The 20,492-nt window shown below is 62.4% G+C and carries 19 protein-coding genes; 3 read left to right on the top strand and 16 right to left on the bottom strand.

Annotated elements, in window-relative coordinates:
* Positions 1-840 (top strand): nucleoside triphosphate pyrophosphohydrolase, encoded by an 840-nt coding sequence (gene mazG, locus CO657_RS08290; RefSeq protein ID WP_054183176.1) that lies wholly within the window; start codon positions 1-3, stop codon positions 838-840.
* Between the two features lie 746 nt (positions 841-1,586).
* Here mazG and hflX read toward each other — a convergent pair.
* From hflX to dusB, 10 genes are all read right to left on the bottom strand, one after another.
* Positions 1,587-2,912, bottom strand: coding sequence for a GTPase HflX (gene hflX / locus CO657_RS08285; protein ID WP_054183177.1), 1,326 nt, complete (start codon positions 2,910-2,912; stop codon positions 1,587-1,589).
* Between the two features lie 77 nt (positions 2,913-2,989).
* The gene (hfq, locus tag CO657_RS08280) at positions 2,990-3,232 is read right to left on the bottom strand and encodes an RNA chaperone Hfq (protein WP_003539403.1); all 243 of its coding nucleotides are present in this window, start codon (positions 3,230-3,232) and stop codon (positions 2,990-2,992) included.
* 111 nt (positions 3,233-3,343) lie between these two features.
* Positions 3,344-4,207, bottom strand: a complete 864-nt coding sequence (locus CO657_RS08275; protein WP_054183178.1) for a D-amino-acid transaminase — start codon at positions 4,205-4,207, stop codon at positions 3,344-3,346.
* A gap of 120 nt (positions 4,208-4,327) precedes the next feature.
* Complete coding sequence (gene ntrX / locus CO657_RS08270) at positions 4,328-5,692, bottom strand: nitrogen assimilation response regulator NtrX (RefSeq protein WP_003586617.1); 1,365 nt, start codon at positions 5,690-5,692, stop codon at positions 4,328-4,330.
* Positions 5,682-7,952 carry a sensor histidine kinase NtrY-like gene (locus CO657_RS08265; RefSeq protein ID WP_003586618.1) on the bottom strand — a complete coding sequence of 757 codons (2,271 nt, stop codon included), beginning with the start codon at positions 7,950-7,952 and terminating at the stop codon, positions 5,682-5,684. The genes ntrX and CO657_RS08265 overlap by 11 nt, the downstream gene beginning before the upstream one ends.
* A gap of 209 nt (positions 7,953-8,161) precedes the next feature.
* Positions 8,162-8,524: a hypothetical protein gene (locus CO657_RS37230; RefSeq protein WP_245292969.1), complete on the bottom strand. Its 363-nt coding sequence runs from the start codon at positions 8,522-8,524 to the stop codon at positions 8,162-8,164.
* 557 nt (positions 8,525-9,081) lie between these two features.
* Positions 9,082-10,071 carry a potassium channel beta subunit family protein gene (locus tag CO657_RS08255; protein WP_003586634.1) on the bottom strand — a complete coding sequence of 330 codons (990 nt, stop codon included), beginning with the start codon at positions 10,069-10,071 and terminating at the stop codon, positions 9,082-9,084.
* 532 nt (positions 10,072-10,603) lie between these two features.
* Positions 10,604-12,055: a nitrogen regulation protein NR(I) gene (gene ntrC / locus CO657_RS08245; RefSeq protein ID WP_054183179.1), complete on the bottom strand. Its 1,452-nt coding sequence runs from the start codon at positions 12,053-12,055 to the stop codon at positions 10,604-10,606.
* A complete protein-coding gene (locus CO657_RS08240; RefSeq protein WP_054183180.1) occupies positions 12,052-13,203 on the bottom strand; it encodes a two-component system sensor histidine kinase NtrB in 1,152 nt (383 codons plus the stop codon). Before CO657_RS08240 ends, ntrC begins: the two co-directional genes overlap by 4 nt.
* A complete protein-coding gene (gene dusB, locus CO657_RS08235) occupies positions 13,200-14,216 on the bottom strand; it encodes a tRNA dihydrouridine synthase DusB (protein WP_054183181.1) in 1,017 nt (338 codons plus the stop codon). Before dusB ends, CO657_RS08240 begins: the two co-directional genes overlap by 4 nt.
* Positions 14,217-14,361: 145 nt before the next feature.
* Here dusB and CO657_RS08230 point away from each other — a divergent pair, with 145 nt between their 5' ends.
* Both CO657_RS08230 and CO657_RS08225 read left to right on the top strand, forming a co-directional pair.
* On the top strand, positions 14,362-15,582 hold the full coding sequence (locus CO657_RS08230) for a bifunctional 2-C-methyl-D-erythritol 4-phosphate cytidylyltransferase/2-C-methyl-D-erythritol 2,4-cyclodiphosphate synthase (protein ID WP_054183182.1): 1,221 nt from the start codon (positions 14,362-14,364) through the stop codon (positions 15,580-15,582).
* Positions 15,579-16,079 carry a CinA family protein gene (locus tag CO657_RS08225; RefSeq protein ID WP_054183183.1) on the top strand — a complete coding sequence of 167 codons (501 nt, stop codon included), beginning with the start codon at positions 15,579-15,581 and terminating at the stop codon, positions 16,077-16,079. Before CO657_RS08230 ends, CO657_RS08225 begins: the two co-directional genes overlap by 4 nt.
* A gap of 21 nt (positions 16,080-16,100) precedes the next feature.
* Here CO657_RS08225 and CO657_RS08220 read toward each other — a convergent pair whose 3' ends face one another.
* The 6 genes from CO657_RS08220 to lpdA all read right to left on the bottom strand — a co-directional run bounded on the left by CO657_RS08220 (position 16,101) and on the right by lpdA (position 20,479).
* Positions 16,101-16,553, bottom strand: coding sequence for a type II toxin-antitoxin system RatA family toxin (locus tag CO657_RS08220; RefSeq protein ID WP_003586640.1), 453 nt, complete (start codon positions 16,551-16,553; stop codon positions 16,101-16,103).
* 9 nt (positions 16,554-16,562) lie between these two features.
* Positions 16,563-17,156: a P-loop NTPase family protein gene (locus CO657_RS08215; RefSeq protein WP_054183184.1), complete on the bottom strand. Its 594-nt coding sequence runs from the start codon at positions 17,154-17,156 to the stop codon at positions 16,563-16,565.
* A gap of 221 nt (positions 17,157-17,377) precedes the next feature.
* Positions 17,378-18,349 (bottom strand): lipoyl synthase, encoded by a 972-nt coding sequence (gene lipA, locus CO657_RS08210; RefSeq protein ID WP_054183185.1) that lies wholly within the window; start codon positions 18,347-18,349, stop codon positions 17,378-17,380.
* 48 nt (positions 18,350-18,397) lie between these two features.
* Complete coding sequence (locus CO657_RS08205) at positions 18,398-18,646, bottom strand: GlsB/YeaQ/YmgE family stress response membrane protein (protein WP_012483689.1); 249 nt, start codon at positions 18,644-18,646, stop codon at positions 18,398-18,400.
* Between the two features lie 14 nt (positions 18,647-18,660).
* On the bottom strand, positions 18,661-18,915 hold the full coding sequence (locus CO657_RS08200) for a GlsB/YeaQ/YmgE family stress response membrane protein (RefSeq protein WP_003539329.1): 255 nt from the start codon (positions 18,913-18,915) through the stop codon (positions 18,661-18,663).
* A gap of 118 nt (positions 18,916-19,033) precedes the next feature.
* Positions 19,034-20,479, bottom strand: coding sequence for a dihydrolipoyl dehydrogenase (gene lpdA / locus CO657_RS08195; protein ID WP_054183186.1), 1,446 nt, complete (start codon positions 20,477-20,479; stop codon positions 19,034-19,036).
* Positions 20,480-20,492: the final 13 nt, after the last annotated feature.

The following is a 20,492-nucleotide window of genomic DNA, read 5'->3' as shown; positions in this document are numbered from 1 at the left end:
ATGGAACCTTCCAAAGATATTTCCCGGCTGATCGAGATCATGGCGGCGCTGCGCCATCCCGAAACCGGCTGTCCCTGGGACATCGAGCAGAGCTTCGAGACGATCAAGCCCTATACGATCGAGGAAGCCTATGAGGTCTCCGACGCGATCGAGCGGGGCGATATGGACGATCTCTGCGACGAGCTCGGCGACCTGCTGCTGCAGGTGGTCTTCCATGCCCGCATGGCCGAGGAGGCCGGCGAATTCTCCTTCGGCGACGTCGTCAACGCCATCACCACCAAGATGATCCGCCGCCACCCGCACGTCTTTGCCCGCTCGGAGGCCGACACGCCCGACGCGGTGAAGATCCAGTGGGACGAGATCAAGCAGGCGGAGAAACGCGAGCGCGCCGAGCGCCGGGCAAGACGGGGGATCAGCGAGGATTTCAAGGGCGGGTTCCTCGGCTCGGTGCAGCGCAGCTTCCCGGCCCTGACGGAAGCGCTGAAGCTGCAGGAACGCGCCGCCAAGGTCGGCTTCGACTGGTCGGCCCCGGAGCCAATCCTCGACAAGATCGAGGAGGAGATCGACGAATTGCGGGTGGCATTACGCGAAGGCGACCGGGGGAAGGTCAGCGACGAGTTGGGGGACTTGATTTTCGCAGTCGTCAATATAGGCCGGCATGTGAAGACCGATCCGGAACAGGCGCTGCGCGGAACGAATACGAAGTTTCGGCGTCGTTTCAGTCACATCGAGCATGTTCTTGATAAAGACGGCGAGACGCTGGAGGCGGCCAGTCTGGAGCGGATGGAGGAAATCTGGCAGGCGGCGAAGGCGATTGAAAGAGCGCTGGTGGCTGAATAGGTCGGACCGAGTTTGGCGAGTAGCCAACTCCACTCTCCGTCATCCTCGGGTTGAAACGAGGACCCATGCCACGACTGCTGATGGATGCGGCTTGGATGCTCGGCTCAAGGCCTGGAATGACGGAGGGTGGGGCTAAAGTCGCCGGATAGCTCGCCCCGTCGGAGACTTGGCCCCAGATGCATCCCCCCAATCCTTACGCGGCGGCGGCTTTGACCCCGTCGCCGATGCGGCTGCCAGGTCGGCCGAGTTTGGCGAGAAGCCAACCCCACTTTCCGTCGTCCTCGGCCTTGAGCCGAGGACCCATGCCACGACCGTTGGCGGATGCGGCGTGGATGCTCGGCTCAAGGCCGAGCACGACGGAGGGTGGGGCTAAAGTCGCCGGATAGCTCGCCCCGTCGGAGACTTGGTCCCAGATGCATCCTTCCCAATCCTCACGCGGCCGCCCTGCCCCTCGCCAATGCGGCTGCCACGTCGGCCGAGTTTGGCAAGAAGCCAACCCCGCTCTCCGTCGTCCTCGGCCTTGAGCCGAGGACCCATGCCACGACTGCCGGTGGATGCGGTGTGGATGCTCGGCTCAAGGCCTGGAATGACGGAGGGTGGGGCTAAAGTCGCCGGAGATAGCTCACCTGAGCGCAAGCGAAGGGCAGCATTGAGGGCTTGCCGTGTGGCCCCTTCCGACCCTCGGGCCAACAACCGGGGTCGAGCCAGGGTCTCGACCCGTCCTTCGGCCCCCGCTGGGGAGTGCCTCACCGCTCCCAATCTTCCTTCGAAGACTTCGGGCCGTTGCCGATGCGGCGTTCGAGTTCGGTGGCTTCGGTTTCGGAGAGGCGCAACTCCAGCGTGATCGAGCCGTCTTCGTTATCCTCGCGGCCGTCGACGATCGCGTGGTCGTAGAGCCAGGGCAGCAGCGCCAGCTTGTCGACGGGAAGGCGGACGGTCGTTTCGGTCATGACGCCGGAAAGCCTGCGGCTGATCTCGTCCATCAGCGTGTCGACCCCCTCGCCGCTGACGGCAGAGACGGCAACGACATTGCTGGCGCCTGATGATTTCTGCACCATGGCGTCGTGAGCCTCGGGCTCCAGCCGGTCGATCTTGTTCCAGACCTCGATCAGCCGCTTCGCCGCTTCGGCCTCGTCAATGCCGAGATCGCCGAGGATGCGCATGACGTCGGAGCTTTGGGCCTGGTTGTCGGGATCGGACATATCACGGACATGCAGGATGAGATCGGCTTCCAGCACCTCTTCCAGCGTCGCGCGGAAGGCGGCGACCAGATGGGTCGGCAGGTCGGAGATGAAGCCCACGGTGTCGGACAGGATGACGGTGCGGCCGTGCGGCAGCTTCATGCGCCGAAGCGTGGGATCGAGCGTGGCAAAGAGCATGTCTTCGGCCAGCACGCCAGCGCCGGTGATGCGGTTGAACAGCGTCGATTTGCCGGCATTGGTATAACCGACCAGCGCCACGATCGGGTGCGGCACCTTGCGGCGCTTGGCGCGGTGGAGCTGGCGGGTGCGCACGACCTGCTCCAGCTCGCGTTCGAGCTTGATGATCCGGTCCTGCAGCATCCGCCGGTCGGCTTCGATCTGGGTTTCGCCCGGGCCGCCCATGAAGCCGCCGCCGCCGCGCTGGCGTTCAAGGTGGGTCCAGCTTCGAACCAGCCTGCCCTTCTGATAGTTCAGGTGGGCGAGATCGACCTGCAGCGTGCCTTCTTTGGTTGAGGCGCGGCGTCCGAAAATTTCGAGGATGAGGCCCGTCCGGTCGATGACCTTGGCGTTCCATTCCTTTTCGAGATTGCGCTGCTGCACCGGCGTCAGCGGATGATCGACGATGACGAGACCGGAATCGCGCTCGTCGAGCAGCGCCTTGATCTCCTCGATCTTGCCGGTGCCGAGCAATGTCGCCGGTCTGGGATCATTGACCGGCACGATCGAGCCGGTGACGACATCAAGGTCGATTGCCTGGGCAAGCCCTGTCGCTTCTTCGAGCCGGCTTTCCGGCGTGCGGGTCGAGGCCGATTCGCTCTGGCCGCCGCGGCTGCGCGATTTCAGGACCGGCACGACGACGGTCGCGCGCATTTCGTCCCTGTGCTTGGCGGCCTCAGGGATGATCGAATCGTTCTTGGTATCGCGTGTCGAAATGACGGCTGATCCTGTTAGGACGCTGCTTCTTCGCTCTCGAACATCTGCATGGGCTGGCCCGGCATGATCGTCGAGATCGCATGCTTATACACGAGCTGCGAATGGCCGTCACGGCGAAGAAGAACACAGAAATTGTCGAAAGACGTAACAACGCCCGTGAGTTTCACGCCGTTGATCAAAAAGATTGTCAGGGAAATCTTTTGTTTGCGAACAGTATTGAGAAATAAATCCTGGAGATTCTGAGAACGTTCCGCCATCGCGCCGCTTCTTTCTTTATTGCCGACCTGAGCTGGCCGGTGGAGTATCAATCAACCTCACCATGAAAGACCGGTGGCACCCTCATTCCACCCGTCTAGCAAATCTTGGTATCAAATCGCAATCTTTTCCGCAACGTCGAAAAAGGCCTCGCGGACTTTCTGCGAAACGCTGCCCGGGTGACCGTTGGCGATCGCCTGACCATCGACGGAAACGACCGGAAAACAAATACTTGTGGCTGCGGTGATAAAGACCTCGCGGGCCGCGAGCATCTCGGAAACCGAGAAATTCCGCTCGGTGATCTGCAGTCCGAGCTTGGCTGCAACATCCATCAAGGTGGCGCGGGTAATGCCGCGCAGGATGCCGTGTTCGGCCGGCCGCGTCACCAGCATTCCATCGCGATCAACGATCCAGACATTGGTCGCCGCCCCTTCCTTCACCATGCCGTCACCGTCGACATAGATCGCCTCCTGGGCGCCGGCCTCCTTGGCCTGCTGGCGGGCCATGGCATTCGGCAGCAGGCCGACAGATTTGATATCGACACGGTCCCAGCGATTGTCGGTAACGGTGATCGCCCTGATGCCGTTGGCATTCTTTGCGGCGATGATCTTGGGATCGGTGCTCTTGGCGGTGATGACAAGCGATGGCGGCGTTCCCTCGGCCGGGAAGACATGATCGCGCCGGGCGACGCCGCGTGTGACCTGCATATAGAAAAGCCCGTTACGGACATGGTTGCGCCGCAGCGTCTCGCGGATGACCTGCGTCAGTGCGGCCCGCCCCATCGGCCAGGCGATGCGCAGTTCCCCGAGTGAACGATCGAGACGGTTCAGATGGCGGGTGAGATCGACGATATAGCCGTGACGCACCTCGCAGACCTCATATACGCCGTCGGCGAACTGGTAACCGCGATCCTCGATATGCACGCTGGCATCGGAATGCTTGACGTAGCGGCCATTCACATAGGCAATTCTCGGCATGGGAAACTGGTCTTCCGGAAAGCGATAAGGGAATGCGACGCGGTTATCGCCGCGCCTGGCAGATCAAAAGGTCGAGCATGATGTTGCCCGAAAACCGCTGACAGTTTTCGGCATCATGCTCTAGACGCCGAGCGACTTCAGCTTGCGGTGCAGCGCCGAACGCTCCATGCCGACGAATTCGGCGGTGCGCGAGATGTTGCCGCCGAAGCGGTTGATCTGGGCGATCAGATAATCCTTCTCGAACATCTCGCGGGCTTCGCGCAGCGGCAGCGTCATGATGTGATAGTCGTTCTTGGCCGAGACCTTCGGCAGCATGTCGCCGAGATCGGTCGGCAGCATGTCCGCGGTGATCGGTGCATCCGGTCCGTCGGTGCGGGCAAGGATCATCAGCCGCTCGATATTGTTGCGCAGCTGGCGGATATTGCCCGGCCAGTCATGGGCCTGCAGCACCGCCATGGCGTCGTCGCCGATGCGGCGCGGACGAATGCCGGCCTGCTCGGAAATCTGGCGCATCAGCTGATCGACGAGGAAGGGAATATCCTCGCGCCGCTCGGCCAGCGCCGGCACGCGCACCGGCACGACAGCGAGGCGATGATAGAGATCCTCGCGGAACCATCCCTCGGTGATGCGGCTTTCGAGATTATAGGCGGTGGAGGAGATGATGCGGACGTCGACCTTGACGCGCTTGGAGCCGCCGACGCGCTCGAACTGCTGATCGACCAGCACGCGCAGGATCTTGTTCTGCGTCTCGCGCGGCATCTCGCCGACTTCGTCGAGATAGAGGATGCCGCGATGGGCTTCCTCGAGCGCGCCGATCTTGCGCGCCTGGCCGGGCGTGCCCTCGGTGCCGAACAGCGCCACCTCCATGCGATCGGGCGTGATGTTGGCGGCGTTGATCGCCACGAAGGGACCGTTGGCGCGGGTCGACTTCTTGTGGATCATCCGCGCCACCAGCTCCTTGCCGGAGCCGGATGCGCCGAGGATCATGATGCGGCTGTTGGTCGGCGAAACCTTCTCGATCGTCTGGCGCAGCTGCGACACGGCGACCGAGGTGCCGATCAGCTCCAGGGCGTCGCCGGTGCGGCGTTTCAGCTCGGAGACCTCGCGCTTCAGCTTGGAATTCTCCAGCGCCCGTTCGGCGATCAGGATCAGCCGGTCGGCCTTGAAAGGCTTTTCGATGAAATCGAAGGCGCCGCGCTTGATCGCCGAGACGGCGGTCTCGATATTGCCATGGCCCGAGATCATCACCACGGGCAGATCCGGATGGCGGGTCTTGATCTCGTCGAGCAGCGACAGACCATCGAGCTTGCTGCCCTGCATCCAGATATCGAGGAAGATCAGCCGCGGCACCCGATCGGAGATCGCGGCCAGCGCACTGTCGCTGTCATGGGCCGTGCGCGTTTCGTGCCCCTCGTCGGAGAGAATGCCGGAAACGATCTCGCGAATATCGTGCTCGTCGTCGACGACGAGAATATCAGAGGCCATAAACGCTTTCCTTGTCATTGGCTGCGGGAGAGGTGGGCGTCGAATCCCGGCGTGGCAGATGCACGCGGATCATGGCCCCTCTTCCCCGGTCAAAATCGGCGGGCGCATCGTGCAGCTCAAGCTGCCCGCCATGTTCTTCGATGATCTTCTTGACGATGGCGAGACCGAGGCCGGTGCCCTTCTCGCGCATCGTCATATAAGGTTCCAGAATGCTGTGGCGGTTCTCCACCGGCAGGCCGCGGCCATTGTCGATGACATCGACGGTGAAGCGGTCGCGGGCGGTATCGAGAGCGGCGCGGACGAGAATCTTGCGCTCGTCCCGTTCGTCGCTCGGAACGGCCTCGATCGCCTCCACGGCATTTTTGATCAGATTTCCGAAAGCCTGGCCGAGCATGCGGCTGTCGAACAGGCCCTCCAGCGGCTGGTCGCCGAAATCCTGCCCGAAGGTGACGTGGTTGTTGCCCATCTCGCGCAGGAAGATCGCGTCGCGCAGGATCTCGCGCAGGTCGCTCGGCTCCTTGGTCGGCTTCGGCATGCGGGCGAAGGCGGAGAATTCGTCGACCATGCGGCCGATATCGCCAACCTGGCGGATGATCGTATCCGTGCACTGGTCGAAGACGGTCCGGTCGCCCGGATCGATCTGCTTGCCGTAGCGGCGTTGGATGCGCTCGGCGGAAAGCTGGATCGGGGTCAGCGGGTTCTTGATCTCATGGGCGATGCGCCGTGCGACGTCGCCCCAGGCGGTCGAGCGCTGGGCGATGACGAGGTCGGTGATGTCGTCGAGCGTGATCACATAGGATTCGCTCATATCGCGCACTTCCTCGCGGGTGACCTGCACGCTTAGCGTCCGCACGGTGCCGCCGCGCACGAGCGCGATCTGCTTGCGGAAATCGCCGCGATGACGCGACGCCGCCTCGGTCAGCACGTGATCGACCTCAGGCGCGATCTCGGCCAGCTGCTTACCGAGCATCTCATCGGCCGACAACGACATCAGCGTCTCGGCCGAACTGTTGACGATGGCGATGCGGCGGTCCTGCTCGACGCCGATGACCGCTGCGGTGACGCCCGACAGCACCGCCTCGATGAAGCGGCGGCGGTCGTCGACCTCGTCCTTGGCTTCGAGGATCTCGTCGCGCTGGGTGCGGATTTCCGAGATCATCTTGTTGAAAGTGCGTGACAGATTGGCGACGTCGCCATCGACGGCGTGCACCGGCACGACGATATCCATATTGCCCGATGCAACGCTGTCGGCCGCGGTGATCAGGAGCCGGATCGGCCGGACGATGCGGTCGGCCACCGCGATCGCCGTCCAGATCGCCGCGAGCAGCACGATCAGCGCGAAGCCGATATAGAGCACGGCGAACGCGATCTGCAGCGAGAAGCGGTTGGCTTCCATCGAGCGATATTCGGTGGCGTTCTCTTCCATCATGCGCATGGCGCCCATGACCTTCGGATCGACGGCGCGCACCGTATAGAGGAAGGTGCCCTGGATGGCATCGAGCTTGATGATGGCGCCGACGAGGTTGGTGACGCCAGGCGGGATGAGCGTCGGCTGACCGGCAGCAGCCTTCTCCAGCGCGTCCTGCGGGATTGCCGGCAACGGCTTTTCGGTGGTGATGTCGGCCTGGACGATCACCGAGCCGTCGCGCTCGACGAGGAAGGAGCCGAGCAGGCCGCGGCCCCTCGCCTGGCGCGTCATCAGGTCGGCAAAGCCCGTCCTGTCGAGGCTGTAGAGCGCGCGGTTGCGCTCCAGGTCGTTGGCCATGGAAACCGTCTGCCCCTGCAGGTAGCTGGCGTTTTCCATCATGTAGGCCTGGCCGATGTTGCGCGACGAGCTGACGATCGACTGGGTGCGCAGCGCAAACCAGCGGTCGAGGCCGGCATTCAGCGTGATGCTGGCAAAGATGGCGACCAGGATCGCCGGCGTGATCGCGACGATCGAGAAGAGCACGACGATGCGAATATGCAGGCGCGCGGCCGCGCGGCCGCGGGTGCGCGCCTTGAGCAGCCTTGCCACCTCACGGGCGATCAGCGCCAGCAACGTCAGGACGAAGAAGGAATTGACGATGACCGAGGTGATGACGACATGCGACGTCGGCGCGATCGGCGTGAGGCCGAGCAGCACGAACAGTGTCGCCGTGGCGCAGAGAAGCGCGCCGCCGGCAAGCACCAGGCCGGGCACGGCGAAAAGGGCGCGGCGATCGGTCACCGTGGTCACCGCCTCGCCCGCCGCCGCCGGCGATACCCCATCCTGCGTCATTCGGCCTCTCTTCAGACAGCACCCGCCGCCCGCGCCATCCGATCGAAACCAAAGAACGCCGGCGAGAAAGCCAGCGCTGGAACGACTCGATCGGGAGCGAATGTCCAAAACCCTGCGTGACCTTTAAGCAACGCATTGTGGCGAAAATGCAACGCACGCCCTCACATTGTCAAGCCGCACTGAGCGACTGATGGAGGGTCGCCTGCCCCTTAACCGCGGAAAGCGCGTCGAAGAATATCTTCGACCATCGTCGATGTTGGTGCACAGGTTGGGATCAAACCGCGTTGCATACTTTCGACGTCGGTAAGCAAGGTCCGATCGCTAAGAGCGCCGCCCGGCTTGTCTTTCGATCGATCTCGTTTGAGAAGACAGAGCATTGACCTTCGGCTCTCGTCGAACTCCTGTGACACGGCAGCCAACTCCGGTTCTGACAGACCGAGAAATTTTCCGCAGTTTTCAGAAGCGCAAATTTTGAAAGGCTTGTTCAAGAAGGCTTCGACCGCTGATTTTTGAGTCGAATAGACCGGATCGTTTTTTACAAAATCTTCAAACGCGTTAAGATCACCCCGCATTACCCTTGGGGCGAGATCGAGGCCCTGTGCTGCGAATACGGGGCCCAGCTAAAGCATCCAGGATTGAGTATGGTCGTCTCGCACGCAGTACGCTCCGCGTCACGGTAACGATCGCAGTCCTGCAACTTCGCTGCCCGAAATATCTTCAGAATTTGCAACGTTTCTCTGCCGCTAAATGCAACGGCCATCGTCGAGTACGCTATGATCGAGAAGCAAAGCGATAGGACTGCAAAGACGGATGCAGTGCTAAAACCTGGAGATCGTTGGGATGTGCCCGGAGTTGGCTCTGCCATCATCATTCACCTATGTTATCGGCACTTCCTGTTTTGATGAACCAAGCCGCTATGAGCCCTCCGATCGCGAAAACTTCCAGAAAACGCATCATCCCCTGCCCCTGCACGCCTCGCCGCCGTTTCGATCCATGATGCTTGGTCTGACTCGGCGAGGGAAGATTGTTCCACCTAAAGCGCGTCGCGACCTCTTCAGATCTTTTCGCGCTCCAGGTCTCTACGTATGTCGTTCGCGCAAAACCGCTGCACCGCTTTGCGCGACAGGCCTTAGAATCGGCGCGGGCCTTCCGGCTTGTTTCCAACGATCGTGTCGATCCGGCCCATGACTTCAGGCGTCATCTTCTGCCTGTGCGAAAGGGCCGCGAGATTGTCCTGCAACTGGCTGGCGCGCGAAGCGCCGAGAATGACGGTGGAGACGTTGCGATTGGCGAGGCACCACAACAAAGCGAGATGGGTGATCGACAGGCCGATCTCGTCGGCGAGCTTTGCAAGTTCACCCACTTGCTTGAGCTGGGCGCGGCCGGCGTCGCTGGACCACTTCTCCTTCAGCCATTCGTAGCCCGGCAGGTTCATCCGGCTGTCAGCCGGCACACCGTTATTGTATTTGCCGGTCAGGACGCCCGAGGCGAGCGGCGACCAGATCGTGGTGCCGAGGCCGATCAGGTCGTAGAGCGGGAGATAGTCGGATTCGACCTTCTGGCGTTCGAAGATATTGTACTGCGGCTGCTCCATGGTCGGCGGCGTGATGCGCAGGTCGCGGGCAACGGCGTAGGCTTCCGTCAATTGTTGCGCCGACCATTCCGACGTTCCCCAGTAGAGCACCTTGCCCTGGGCGACGAGATCGTGCATCGCCCGGACCGTTTCCTCGATCGGCGTGTCGATATCCGGGCGATGGCAGAAATAGAGGTCGAGGTAATCGACCTGAAGTCTCTTCAGCGCGGCATGGCAGGCATCGGTCACGTGCTTGCGCGACAGGCCGCGCTGCGTCGGCTTTTGGCCGCCCCAGAAGACCTTGCTCGAGACGACGAAGCTGTCGCGGCTCCAGCCAAGCGACTTCAGCGCCTCGCCCATGACGATCTCGGACTTGCCGCTTTCGTATCCTTCGGCATTGTCGAAGAAGTTCACCCCATTGTCATAGGCAAGCTTCATGAGGTCGACGGCGTCGCCGCCGTTGACCTGTTTGCCGAATGTCACCCATGAGCCGAACGAGAACTCGCTCACTTGCAGACCCGATTTTCCCAGACGACGATATTCCATCATGCAGCTCCCGAAAAATGTGCCGGCCGGTCGCCGGCATTGCGCGATCGATCGACGACCGACTCGCGTAATCTATGGCAGAGGCGACGATATGCGAGGACTTTCCTCAAAGAAAAAGGGCGCTCGACGACATCAGTCGGAGCGCCCGTAGCATACAGTCGACGACGTTTGCGGCGGAGGTCGACAGCAGCAGAGGGAGATGACGAGATTCGGAACGGATTGGCAACATGCAAGTGGATCAGCGACGTTATCACCCGCTGATCATCCACCTATTATCCACAGCTTATCCACAGGCGCGGCGGCTACGACCGCAGCAACTTCAATGACATTCGCCCGGCGGCAATCCGCGCGTCGCAAATGCTCTGTGACCGTTGAATGACACTGCATTTTTGTTTGTCCGCCCGGATGTAAACCACGACTCAGCTCGGCTAGATTCAATTCTCTTCCCGACCGTGGCGGCGGACGCCGGGAGGAAGTGGGCGGTGGGCAACATGAGGGCCTGCCGCCCTCTTTTCATTCAGCCAGTTTTTATTCAGGCAGTGCGCGAGCTTCTGTAGACCGAGACACCGAGCTCCCTGATCTTCTTGCGCAAGGTGTTGCGGTTGAGGCCGAGAAGATCGGCTGCCTTGATCTGGTTGCCGCGTGTTGCCGTGAGTGCCGCGAGGATCAGCGGATATTCCATTTCCGTCAGCACGCGGTCATAGAGGCCGGGCGGCGGCAGGTTTTCGCCGAACCCCGAGAAATAGGTGCGCATGTTCTCCTCGACGGCCTGGGCGATCGTCATCGAGCCGCTGCGCATCGGACCCTTGTCGATCGGGCTGTCGGGCACGTCGGAGCGAAGCTCCGCGTCGATGATTTCGCGGGTGATGATATCCTGCGGATAGAGCGCCATCAGGCGACGGATGAGGTTTTCCAACTCGCGGACATTGCCCGGCCAGGCATAGGCCTTCATCAGTTCAAGCGCTTCCTGATCGAAGCGCTTGGAGCCGAGGCCTTCCTTCTCCGCCTGCTGGATGAAATGGCGCACGAGATCGGGAATATCCTCGGCGCGGTCGCGCAGCGGCGGCAGGCGCAGTGGCACGACGTTGAGACGATAATAGAGGTCCTCGCGGAAGAGGCCCTGGTTGATCGCCTGTTTCAAATCCTTGTTGGTGGCGGCGACGATGCGCACGTCGGTGCGGATCGGCGTGCGGCCGCCGACGGTGGTGTATTCACCCTGCTGCAGCACGCGCAGAAGCCGCGTCTGGGCGTCCATCGGCATGTCGCCGATCTCGTCTAGAAACAGCGTGCCGCCTTCGGCCTGCTCGAAGCGGCCGGTCGAGCGGGTCTGGGCACCGGTGAAGGCGCCTTTCTCATGGCCGAAGAGTTCCGATTCGATCAGGTCGCGCGGGATCGCCGCCATGTTGATCGCCACGAAGGGGCCGTTGCGGCGCTTGCCGTAATCATGCAGCGCGCGGGCGACGAGCTCCTTTCCGGTGCCGGATTCGCCGGTGATCATCAGCGTCAGGTCCGTCTGCATCAGCCGGGCAAGCACGCGGTAGATTTCCTGCATCGCCGCCGACCGGCCGACCAGCGGCATGCCGTCCTGCATGTCCTCTTCGAGCTTGGCCGGTTTGCGCTTCGGCTCGGCGAGTGCGCGGCCGATGATGCCGATCAGCTCGGTGAGATCGAAGGGCTTCGGCAGATAGTCGTAGGCGCCCTTCTCCGAGGCCTTGATGGCGGTCATGAAGGTGTTCTGCGCGCTCATGACGAGGACGGGCAGATCGGGACGCGCCTTCTTGATGCGCGGCAGCAGGTCGAAGGCGTTTTCGTCAGGCATCACCACGTCGGTAACGACCAGATCGCCCTCACCCGCCGAAATCCAGCGCCAGAGGGTAGCGGCGTTGGAGGTGATGCGAACGTCATAGCCGGCGCGGCTCAAAGCCTGGTTGAGCACGGTGCGGATGGCCGCATCATCATCTGCAACGAGGATCGTAGCTGTCATCGAGAAGGTCCTGTCGAGCTTGCGGAAGAGGCGTCTTCGAGCGAGGCGTCCTTCGACGCCGGCATGAGGACGCGGAATGTCGTGCGGCTGTTCTGGCTGTCACATTCGATGATGCCGCCGTGATCGCCGATGATCTTGGCGACCAGCGCCAGGCCGAGGCCGCTGCCGTTGGTCTTGGTGGTGATGAACGGATCGAAAAGATGCGGCAGCAGATCGGCGGGAACGCCGGGCCCATTGTCGTGGACGCAGAATTCGAGCGGCAGCGAGATTTTCTCGCGCGTGCCGGCGACCGAAAGACGGATGCCGGGACGATAGGCCGTCGTCAGCAGGATCTCGCCATCCGGCCGATCGCCGACCGCTTCGGCAGCATTTTTCACCAGATTGAGGAAGACCTGCACGAGCTGGTCGCGATTGGCATAGACGGCCGGCAGCGACGGGTCGTAACTCTCGGTCACGCGGATGTTGCGGGCAAAACCCGCCCTGGCGACGGCCTTCACGTGATCGAGCACGGAATGGATGTTGACCGGCATGCGGTCGACCGGACGTTCGTCGGAAAAAACTTCCATGCGATCGACCAGCGAGACGATCCGGTCGGTTTCGTCGCAGATCAGCCGGGTCAGCGCCCGGTCGTCGTCGACCGCGGATTGTTCAAGCAGCTGGGCAGCGCCGCGGATGCCGGAGAGCGGGTTCTTGATTTCGTGCGCCAGCATCGAGGCGAGACCGGTCACCGAGCGGGCGGCGGCGCGATGCGTCAGCTGCCGGTCGATCTTGTCGGCCATCGAGCGTTCCTGAAAGACGATGACGACGGCGCCGGGCTCGCTGAGCACCGGGGCGACGTAGAGATCGACGAGCTTGTCCTGGCCGAGGCGGGGCGAACTCAGGTCGACGCGATATTCGTTGACCGGCGCCTTGCGCTCCCGCACCTGGTCGATCAGGGCGAGCAGCGGGCTACCGAAGGGAATGAAGGTCGAGATGCGATAACGCGCCAGATGCGGGGCGCTGGCGCCGAAGAAGGCTTCCGCCTCCCAATTGGCGAAAACGACGAAGCCGGATTCGTCGACCATGACGACGGGGTTCTGGATGGCGTTGAGCACGGCCATGGCGACGGTTCCGCCGGCCTGATCGGGCGGAGAAGTCGTATCCTTCATGCCGCCTCCCGGCTGTCGACAACACCCGATGCCAAAGCCTCGTAAAGGCGCGCGGCCACCTCGCGCGGATCGCGCGAGGTCATGATCGCAGCCTTGTCGCCGCCGGCAAGATCAGCGGCGAAACGCTCGAGATACCAGCCGAGGTGCTTGCGGGCGTGGCGGATCGCCACCGCCTCGCCGTAGAAATCGAGCATCATCCGATAATGTTCGACGGCAATATCGGCAATGTCTTCGCGTCGCGGCTCCGCTCCACCGGCGAGCACACCGGCATGCCACGGCCTGCCCTGGCAGCCCCGGCCGATCATGACGGCATCGGCGCCGGAGCGGCGCAGGATTTCCTGCGCATCTTCGGCGGTCTCGACATCGCCATTGGCGATCAGCGGGATGGAGATGACGTCGCGGACGGGACGGATCGCATCCCAATCGGCGCGGCCTTCATAGAATTGCATGCGGGTGCGCCCATGAATGGTCACGAGCTGAATGCCGGCCGCCTCGGCGCGGCGCGCAATCTCGGGCGCGTTGATCGAGTTCGCATCCCAGCCGAGGCGCATCTTCAGCGTCACGGGAATATCGACGGCCTTGACCGTCGCCTCGATGAGGCCAAGCGCGTGATCGGGATCGCGCATCAGCGCCGAACCGGAATAACCGCCGATCACCTTCTTTGCCGGGCAGCCCATATTGATGTCGATGATATCGGCGCCGTGATCGGCAGCGATCTTCGCCGCCTCCGCCATCCAGTGCGCCTCCCGGCCGGCAAGCTGCACCATGTGCGGCCGGAAGCCCGCTGCTCTCAGCCGCGACCAGGATTCGGCCGTGTCGTTGACCAGTTCGCGGCTCGCCACCATTTCGGTGACGACGAGGCCGGCGCCGAAGCGCCAGGCGAGCTCACGGAAGGGCATGTCCGTGACGCCGGACATCGGCGCCAGCACAACACGGTTCCGCACCGATACAGGTCCTATTCGGAAAGGCGATGCGAGGTCCTTGGAAATCAAATGATTATCTTTCGGGCACACTGTGGAAGTGCATGATTTTTAGCCATTGTTCCCCGGCTTGCCAAGGGGGCTCTGATCGAAATCGATATTTTTCGGGCAGATGCTGGAAAAGGCCAAAGCAAGACGTTAGAGCACTCGGGTCAATTCCGCATATTTTAGGGGATTTATGCTGCAAATGCCGTCCAAGCAACCGATATCGGCTGGAATTGTCATCGTTGCCGCCGGCCGCGGCGAACGTGCAGGATCCTCCAAGGAAGGCCCCAAGCAGTATCGCATGATCGGCGGCAAGCCGGTTATCGTGCATACGCTTGAAAACTTCATGACATGGGAGCCAGCAACTGAGATCGTCGTCGTCATTCATCCCGAAGACGAGGCGCTGTTTGCCAAGGCGTTCCGCCATATCATTTCGGCAACGCCGATCGAAACCGTGCATGGCGGCCCGACCCGGCAGCAATCAGTGCTGGCCGGCCTTAGGCACCTCAAGGACAAGCGTATCAGCCATGTGCTGATCCACGACGCCGTGCGGCCGTTCTTCGACCATGTGCTTCTCGACCGCATTGCCGAAAGCCTCGACAATGGCGCGCAGGCGGTGCTGCCGGCGATCCCGGTCACCGACACGCTGAAACGCGCCGACAGCGCCGGCACGGTGCTGACGACGGTTTCGCGCGAGTATCTCTATGCGGCGCAGACGCCGCAATCCTTCGCCTTCGAAACCATCCTCGATGCGCATGAGAAGGCGGCGGCAAGCGGGCGAAGCGATTTCACCGACGACGCTTCGATCGCCGAATGGCTGGGCATTCCGGTGACGATCGTCGCGGGCACGCCCGATAACGTCAAGCTGACGGTCAAGAAGGATATCGCCATGGCAGACGACAAGCTATCGGCCTCGCTGCTTCCCGACGTGCGCACCGGCAACGGCTACGACGTGCACCAGCTGGAAGCTGGCGATGGCGTCACACTCTGCGGCGTGTTCATTCCGCATGATCAGAAGCTGAAAGGCCACTCGGATGCCGATGTCGCGCTGCACGCACTGACGGACGCGCTGCTTGCCACCTGCGGCGCCGGCGATATCGGCGATCATTTCCCGCCCTCCGACCCGCAGTGGAAGGGGGCGGCATCGCGCATCTTCATCGAGCACGCCGCCCGGATCGTGCGCGAGCACGGCGGCACGATCATGAATGCCGATGTCTCGCTGATCGCCGAGGCGCCGAAGGTCGGGCCGCATCGCGAGAGCATGCGGATGAGACTGTCGGAGTATCTCGGCATCGATATCGAGCGCTGCTCGGTCAAGGCGACGACCAACGAGACGATCGGCTTCGTCGGCCGTCGCGAAGGCATCGCGGCGATCGCCACGGCGACCGTCGTCTATCGCGGGGGGAAACGATGAGCCTTTTTCCCGAGGATATCCTTTCGGCGGCGCAGACGATCATCCGCGACTTCACGGCCGCCGGGCTGATGATTTCGACCGCCGAATCCTGCACCGGCGGGCTGATATCAGGCGCGCTGACCGAAATATCCGGCTCATCGGCCGTCGTCGACCGCGGCTTCGTTACCTATACCAATAGGGCAAAGATCGAGCTGCTTGGCGTACAGGAGGCAACCCTGCTGCGCTTCGGGGCGGTCTCCGAGGAAACGGCGCGGCAGATGGTGCATGGCGCCCTCTTCCGCTCACGCGCCGCGATCGCCGTCGCCGTCACCGGCATTGCCGGCCCCGGCGGCGGATCGTCGGAGAAACCGGTCGGCCTTGTGCATCTCGCCGCCAAGTCACGCAGCGGCATGCTCATTCACCGGAAGATGTTTTACGGCGATATCGGCCGCAGCGAGGTTCGGCTGGCAACGATCCGGACGGCGCTGGAAATGGTGCGCTCGCTGCTCGCCGGCTGACGGACGGCGGCAATCGCCGCGTCAGGCCGGCGCGTAGATCCTGCTCGCTCTGGTCTCGAAGGCTTCCGTGAACATGCGGAAAGCGCGATCGAACATCGAGCCCATCAATGCCCCGAGAATGCGGCTCTTGAACTCGTAGTCGATGAAGAAATCGACGGTGCAGCCGCCGGTCGGCGTCTCGGCGAAATGCCAGCGATTGTCGAGATATCGGAACGGGCCGTCGATGTATTTGACCTCGATGACATGCTCGGCCCGGTTCAGCAGCACCTGGGTCGTGAAGGTCTCGCGGATCGCCTTGTAACCGACCGTCATATCGGCGACGAGCAGGATCTTGCCGTCGCGCTCCTTGCGGCTCCTGATGGCAAGCGCTTCGCAGAGCGGCAGGAATTCCGGATAGCGCTCGACGTCGGCAACGAGGTCGAACATCTGATCGGGCGTGTGCGGGACGGGACGATGGGTTTCGAATTGCGGCATAGGCGGCAATTAAGCGGGCCGGGCGAGAAGATCAAGAAGCTCACGCATCTGACGGCGGGATTTTAGCTGGAACACGGGCACATCAGGACCATGTTCAGCAATGCCGGCAGTGATGCGCGGTACGAATTTCTCCTCGAATGTCCAGATGAAGCGCAGGAATTCCAAATCGATCTTCTCGGGACAGCCCGGTGCCATTTCCGGGCGGTTGCGACCGATCCATTTCGCCCATCGGCTGATTGCGCCCCAGATACAGAGAAGTCGGGGCATACGGACCCAGAGGACAAAATCGGTCCGCGGCATGCGAATGTCCAACGAGGATGGATTGGTGCCGTCCATGATCCAGCGTTCCTCGAGGATTCGGCTGGCGATGATACGCCGTTGCTCCGCCCTGTCTCGCGTCACCCAGCCGGGAAGCCAAAATACGTCGCGGTCGAGCGAGATATAGGAAAGCCCGAAGCGTCTAGCAATCTTCAACGAAAGAGTGGATTTTCCGCCGCCGGAGCAGCCCACCACGAGGATGCGTCCGGCTCTTCGGATGCGCTCCGCCGCCTGCTTAAGGTCGGTGATCTGCTGATGCGGTAGCAACTCTGCTCTGTGGTCCATCGGGTCATCCTCGGTCCGTCTGCGCCAAAGGCTGCCCCTCCTCCTAACCCTCTCCCCGTAAACGGGTAGAGGGGACGTGCCTTGCGAGACGCTGGCGAGGGATGGAGAGGTTGCTGCATATCCCCTTCGCCCCGCAAGCGGGGAGAAGGTGCCGGCAGGCGGATGAGGGGCAGGCGGCGATCTCGAGGGCGGAGATATTCTCCTATCGCGGCACCCGAACCTTACTCAGCCGCCATCAGCAGCTTCTTCTCCCGCGCCGCCCGCAACCGGGCGAAGTCATCGCCGGCATGATGGGAGGAGCGGGTCAGCGGGCTGGAGGCGACCATCAGGAAGCCCTTGCTATAGGCGACCGTCTCGTAGGACTTGAACTCGTCCGGGGTGACGAAGCTTTCGACCTTGTGGTGCTTGCGGGTCGGCTGCAGGTATTGGCCGATCGTCAGGAAATCGACATCGGCGGTGCGCAGGTCGTCCATCAGCTGCAGCACCTCGTTGCGCTCCTCGCCGAGGCCGACCATGATGCCCGATTTGGTGAACATGGTCGGATCGAGTTCCTTCACCCGCTGCAGCAGCCGGATGGAATGGAAATAACGGGCGCCGGGGCGAACCGTCAGATAGTTGCCGGCGACCGTTTCCATGTTGTGGTTGAAAACGTCGGGCTTGGCGGCGACGACGCGCTCCAGCGCGCCCGGCTTCTTCAGAAAGTCCGGCGTCAGGATTTCGATCGTCGTTGCCGGCGAAGCCGCGCGGATCGCCCAGATCACCTTTTCGAAGTGTTCGGCACCGCCGTCCTCCAGGTCGTCGCGGTCGACCGAGGTGATGACGACGTGGGATAGGCCCATCTCCTTGACCGCCTTGGCGACGTTCTCCGGCTCGGCCATATCGAGCGCGTTCGGCTTGCCGGTGGCAACGTTGCAGAAGGCGCAGGCGCGCGTACAGATCTCGCCCATGATCATGAAGGTGGCGTGCTTCTTGTCCCAGCACTCGCCGATATTCGGGCAGCCGGCCTCCTCGCAGACGGTGACGAGCTTGTGCTCCTTCACGATCGCGCGCGTCTCGGCGTAACCTTTGGAGGTCGGCGCCTTGACGCGGATCCAGTCCGGCTTGCGCATGACCTCGGTATCGGGCCTATGCGCCTTCTCGGGATGACGCACGCGCTTGGCGTCGGGATTGATCGTATCGAGAATGGTCACCATTGCAGTATCAGCCTTCCGCCGCCCTTAAAGCGGCATCATCTCTTGGATCTAGCGCCGCACCAGCCGTGCAAGGAATATCAGCAGGCAGGCGCCGAGGAAACCCGTCACGAAATAACCGAGCCGTCCGCCGGCGAGCTGGACATGGAACTGAGCGAGGATGGCGGTGGCGACGACCGAACCGACAATGCCGAGCACGATGTTCAGGAAAATCCCGTACCGCGCCTCCATCAGCTTGCCGGCGAGCCAGCCTGCAAGCCCGCCGATGATGATTGCCGAAATCCAGCCCACGCCTTCCATGCCTGCCCTACCCCTTAAGCGACCGCTCTGGCGATCAGCACCACGATGATGGCGCCGACGGTAGCGTGGATGATCTGCACGACCAGCGCGTTTTCAATGCCCAGCGAAATGCCGAGCGCGCTGAACAGATAACCGCCGACGAAGGCGCCGATGATGCCGCTCAGCAGGCATCTGATCAAGCCGCCGCCGCCGACGACCAGACTTGCGAGGAAGCCTGCAACCAGGCCGATCAGCAAAAACACCAGCAACGCCTGCGTCTCCATAGACATGATGATTTCCTTTCGTTTTTTCCAGCCCCGGGGATGGCCTAGGCCATCCCGGAGGATGGCTTCGCCGCCTCTGCGGGACGGCTTGCCGCCCTGGGATAGAGGGCAGCCGTGGAAATTATCAAGCGTTCAGCACGCGGCCATAGGCATCGAGCACCGCTTCCTTCATCGTTTCGGAAACGGTCGGGTGCGGGAAGATGGTGTGCATCAGTTCTTCCTCTGTTGTTTCCAGGTTCATCGCGACGACGAAGCCCTGGATGAGCTCGGTGACTTCGGCGCCGACCATGTGGGCGCCGAGCAGTTCGCCGGTCTTCTTGTCGAAGATCACCTTCACCATGCCCTGGTCTTCGCCGAGCGCGATCGCCTTGCCGTTTGCCGCGAAGGAGAAGCGGCCGACGCGGATGTCGCGGCCCAGTTCCTTGGCCTTGGCTTCGGTGAGGCCGACGGAGGCCACCTGCGGATTGCAATAGGTGCAGCCGGGAACCTTGCCCTTGTCGGTCGGATGAACATGCGGCAGACCGGCGATCTTCTCGATGCAAACGACGCCTTCATGCTCGGCCTTGTGCGCCAGCATCGGCGGGCCGGCAACGTCGCCGATCGCATATATGCCGGCGACATTGGTCTTGCCGTAACCGTCGGCGACGACGCAGCCGCGATCGGTCTTGATGCCAAGCGCCTCGAGGCCGAGATTTTCGATATTACCCTGAACGCCGACGGCCGAAATCATCCGGTCGGCGGTGATCTGCTGCACCTTGCCGTCTGAAGTCTCGACATGGGCGGTGATGCTGCCCGCGCCCTTCTCGACCTTCGTCACCTTGGCGCTGGTGAAGATCTTGAGGCCGCGCTTTTCAAGCTGCTTGCGGGCGATGGCGGTGATTTCGGCATCTTCGACCGGCATGATGGTCGGCATGACTTCGACAACCGTCACATCGACGCCCATCGAGCGATAGAAGCTGGCGAATTCGATGCCGATCGCGCCCGAGCCCATGACGATCAGCGACTTCGGCAGCGCATCCGGCTTCAACGCTTCGAAATAGGTCCAGATCAGCTTGCCGTCGGGCTCGATGCCGGGCAGCGCGCGCGGGCGGGCGCCGGTGGCGATGATGATGTGCTTGGCGGTGTAGATGCCCTCGCCCTTGACGTTCTTCGGCAGCGGGTGCTGCGGCTCGACCACGGGCTTCGACGACTTGCCGACGACGATCTCGCCGGGCTTGGTAAGTTTTCCCTCGCCCCAGATGATGTCGATCTTGTTCTTCTTCATCAGGAAGCCGACGCCGGCGTTCAGACGGGCGGAAACGGCGCGCGAGCGGCCGACGACGGCCTTGGCATCCGGCTTGACCGTGCCTTCGAGAACGAGGCCGAAATCCTTAAAGTGGTTGGCGTGATCGAGCACCTCGGCCGAGCGCAGCAGCGCCTTGGTGGGTATGCAGCCCCAGTTCAGGCAGATCCCGCCCATATGCTCGCGCTCGACGATCGCGGTCTTGAGCCCGAGCTGAGCGGCGCGGATGGCGGCGACATAGCCGCCGGGACCGGAGCCGATGATGATGACGTCGTAGGATTCAGCCATGTGTTTCCTGCCC

The sequence above is a fragment of the Rhizobium acidisoli genome (assembly GCF_002531755.2).
Lineage (GTDB): Bacteria > Pseudomonadota > Alphaproteobacteria > Rhizobiales > Rhizobiaceae > Rhizobium > Rhizobium acidisoli.
This window is presented reverse-complemented; position numbering and strand designations above follow the sequence as displayed.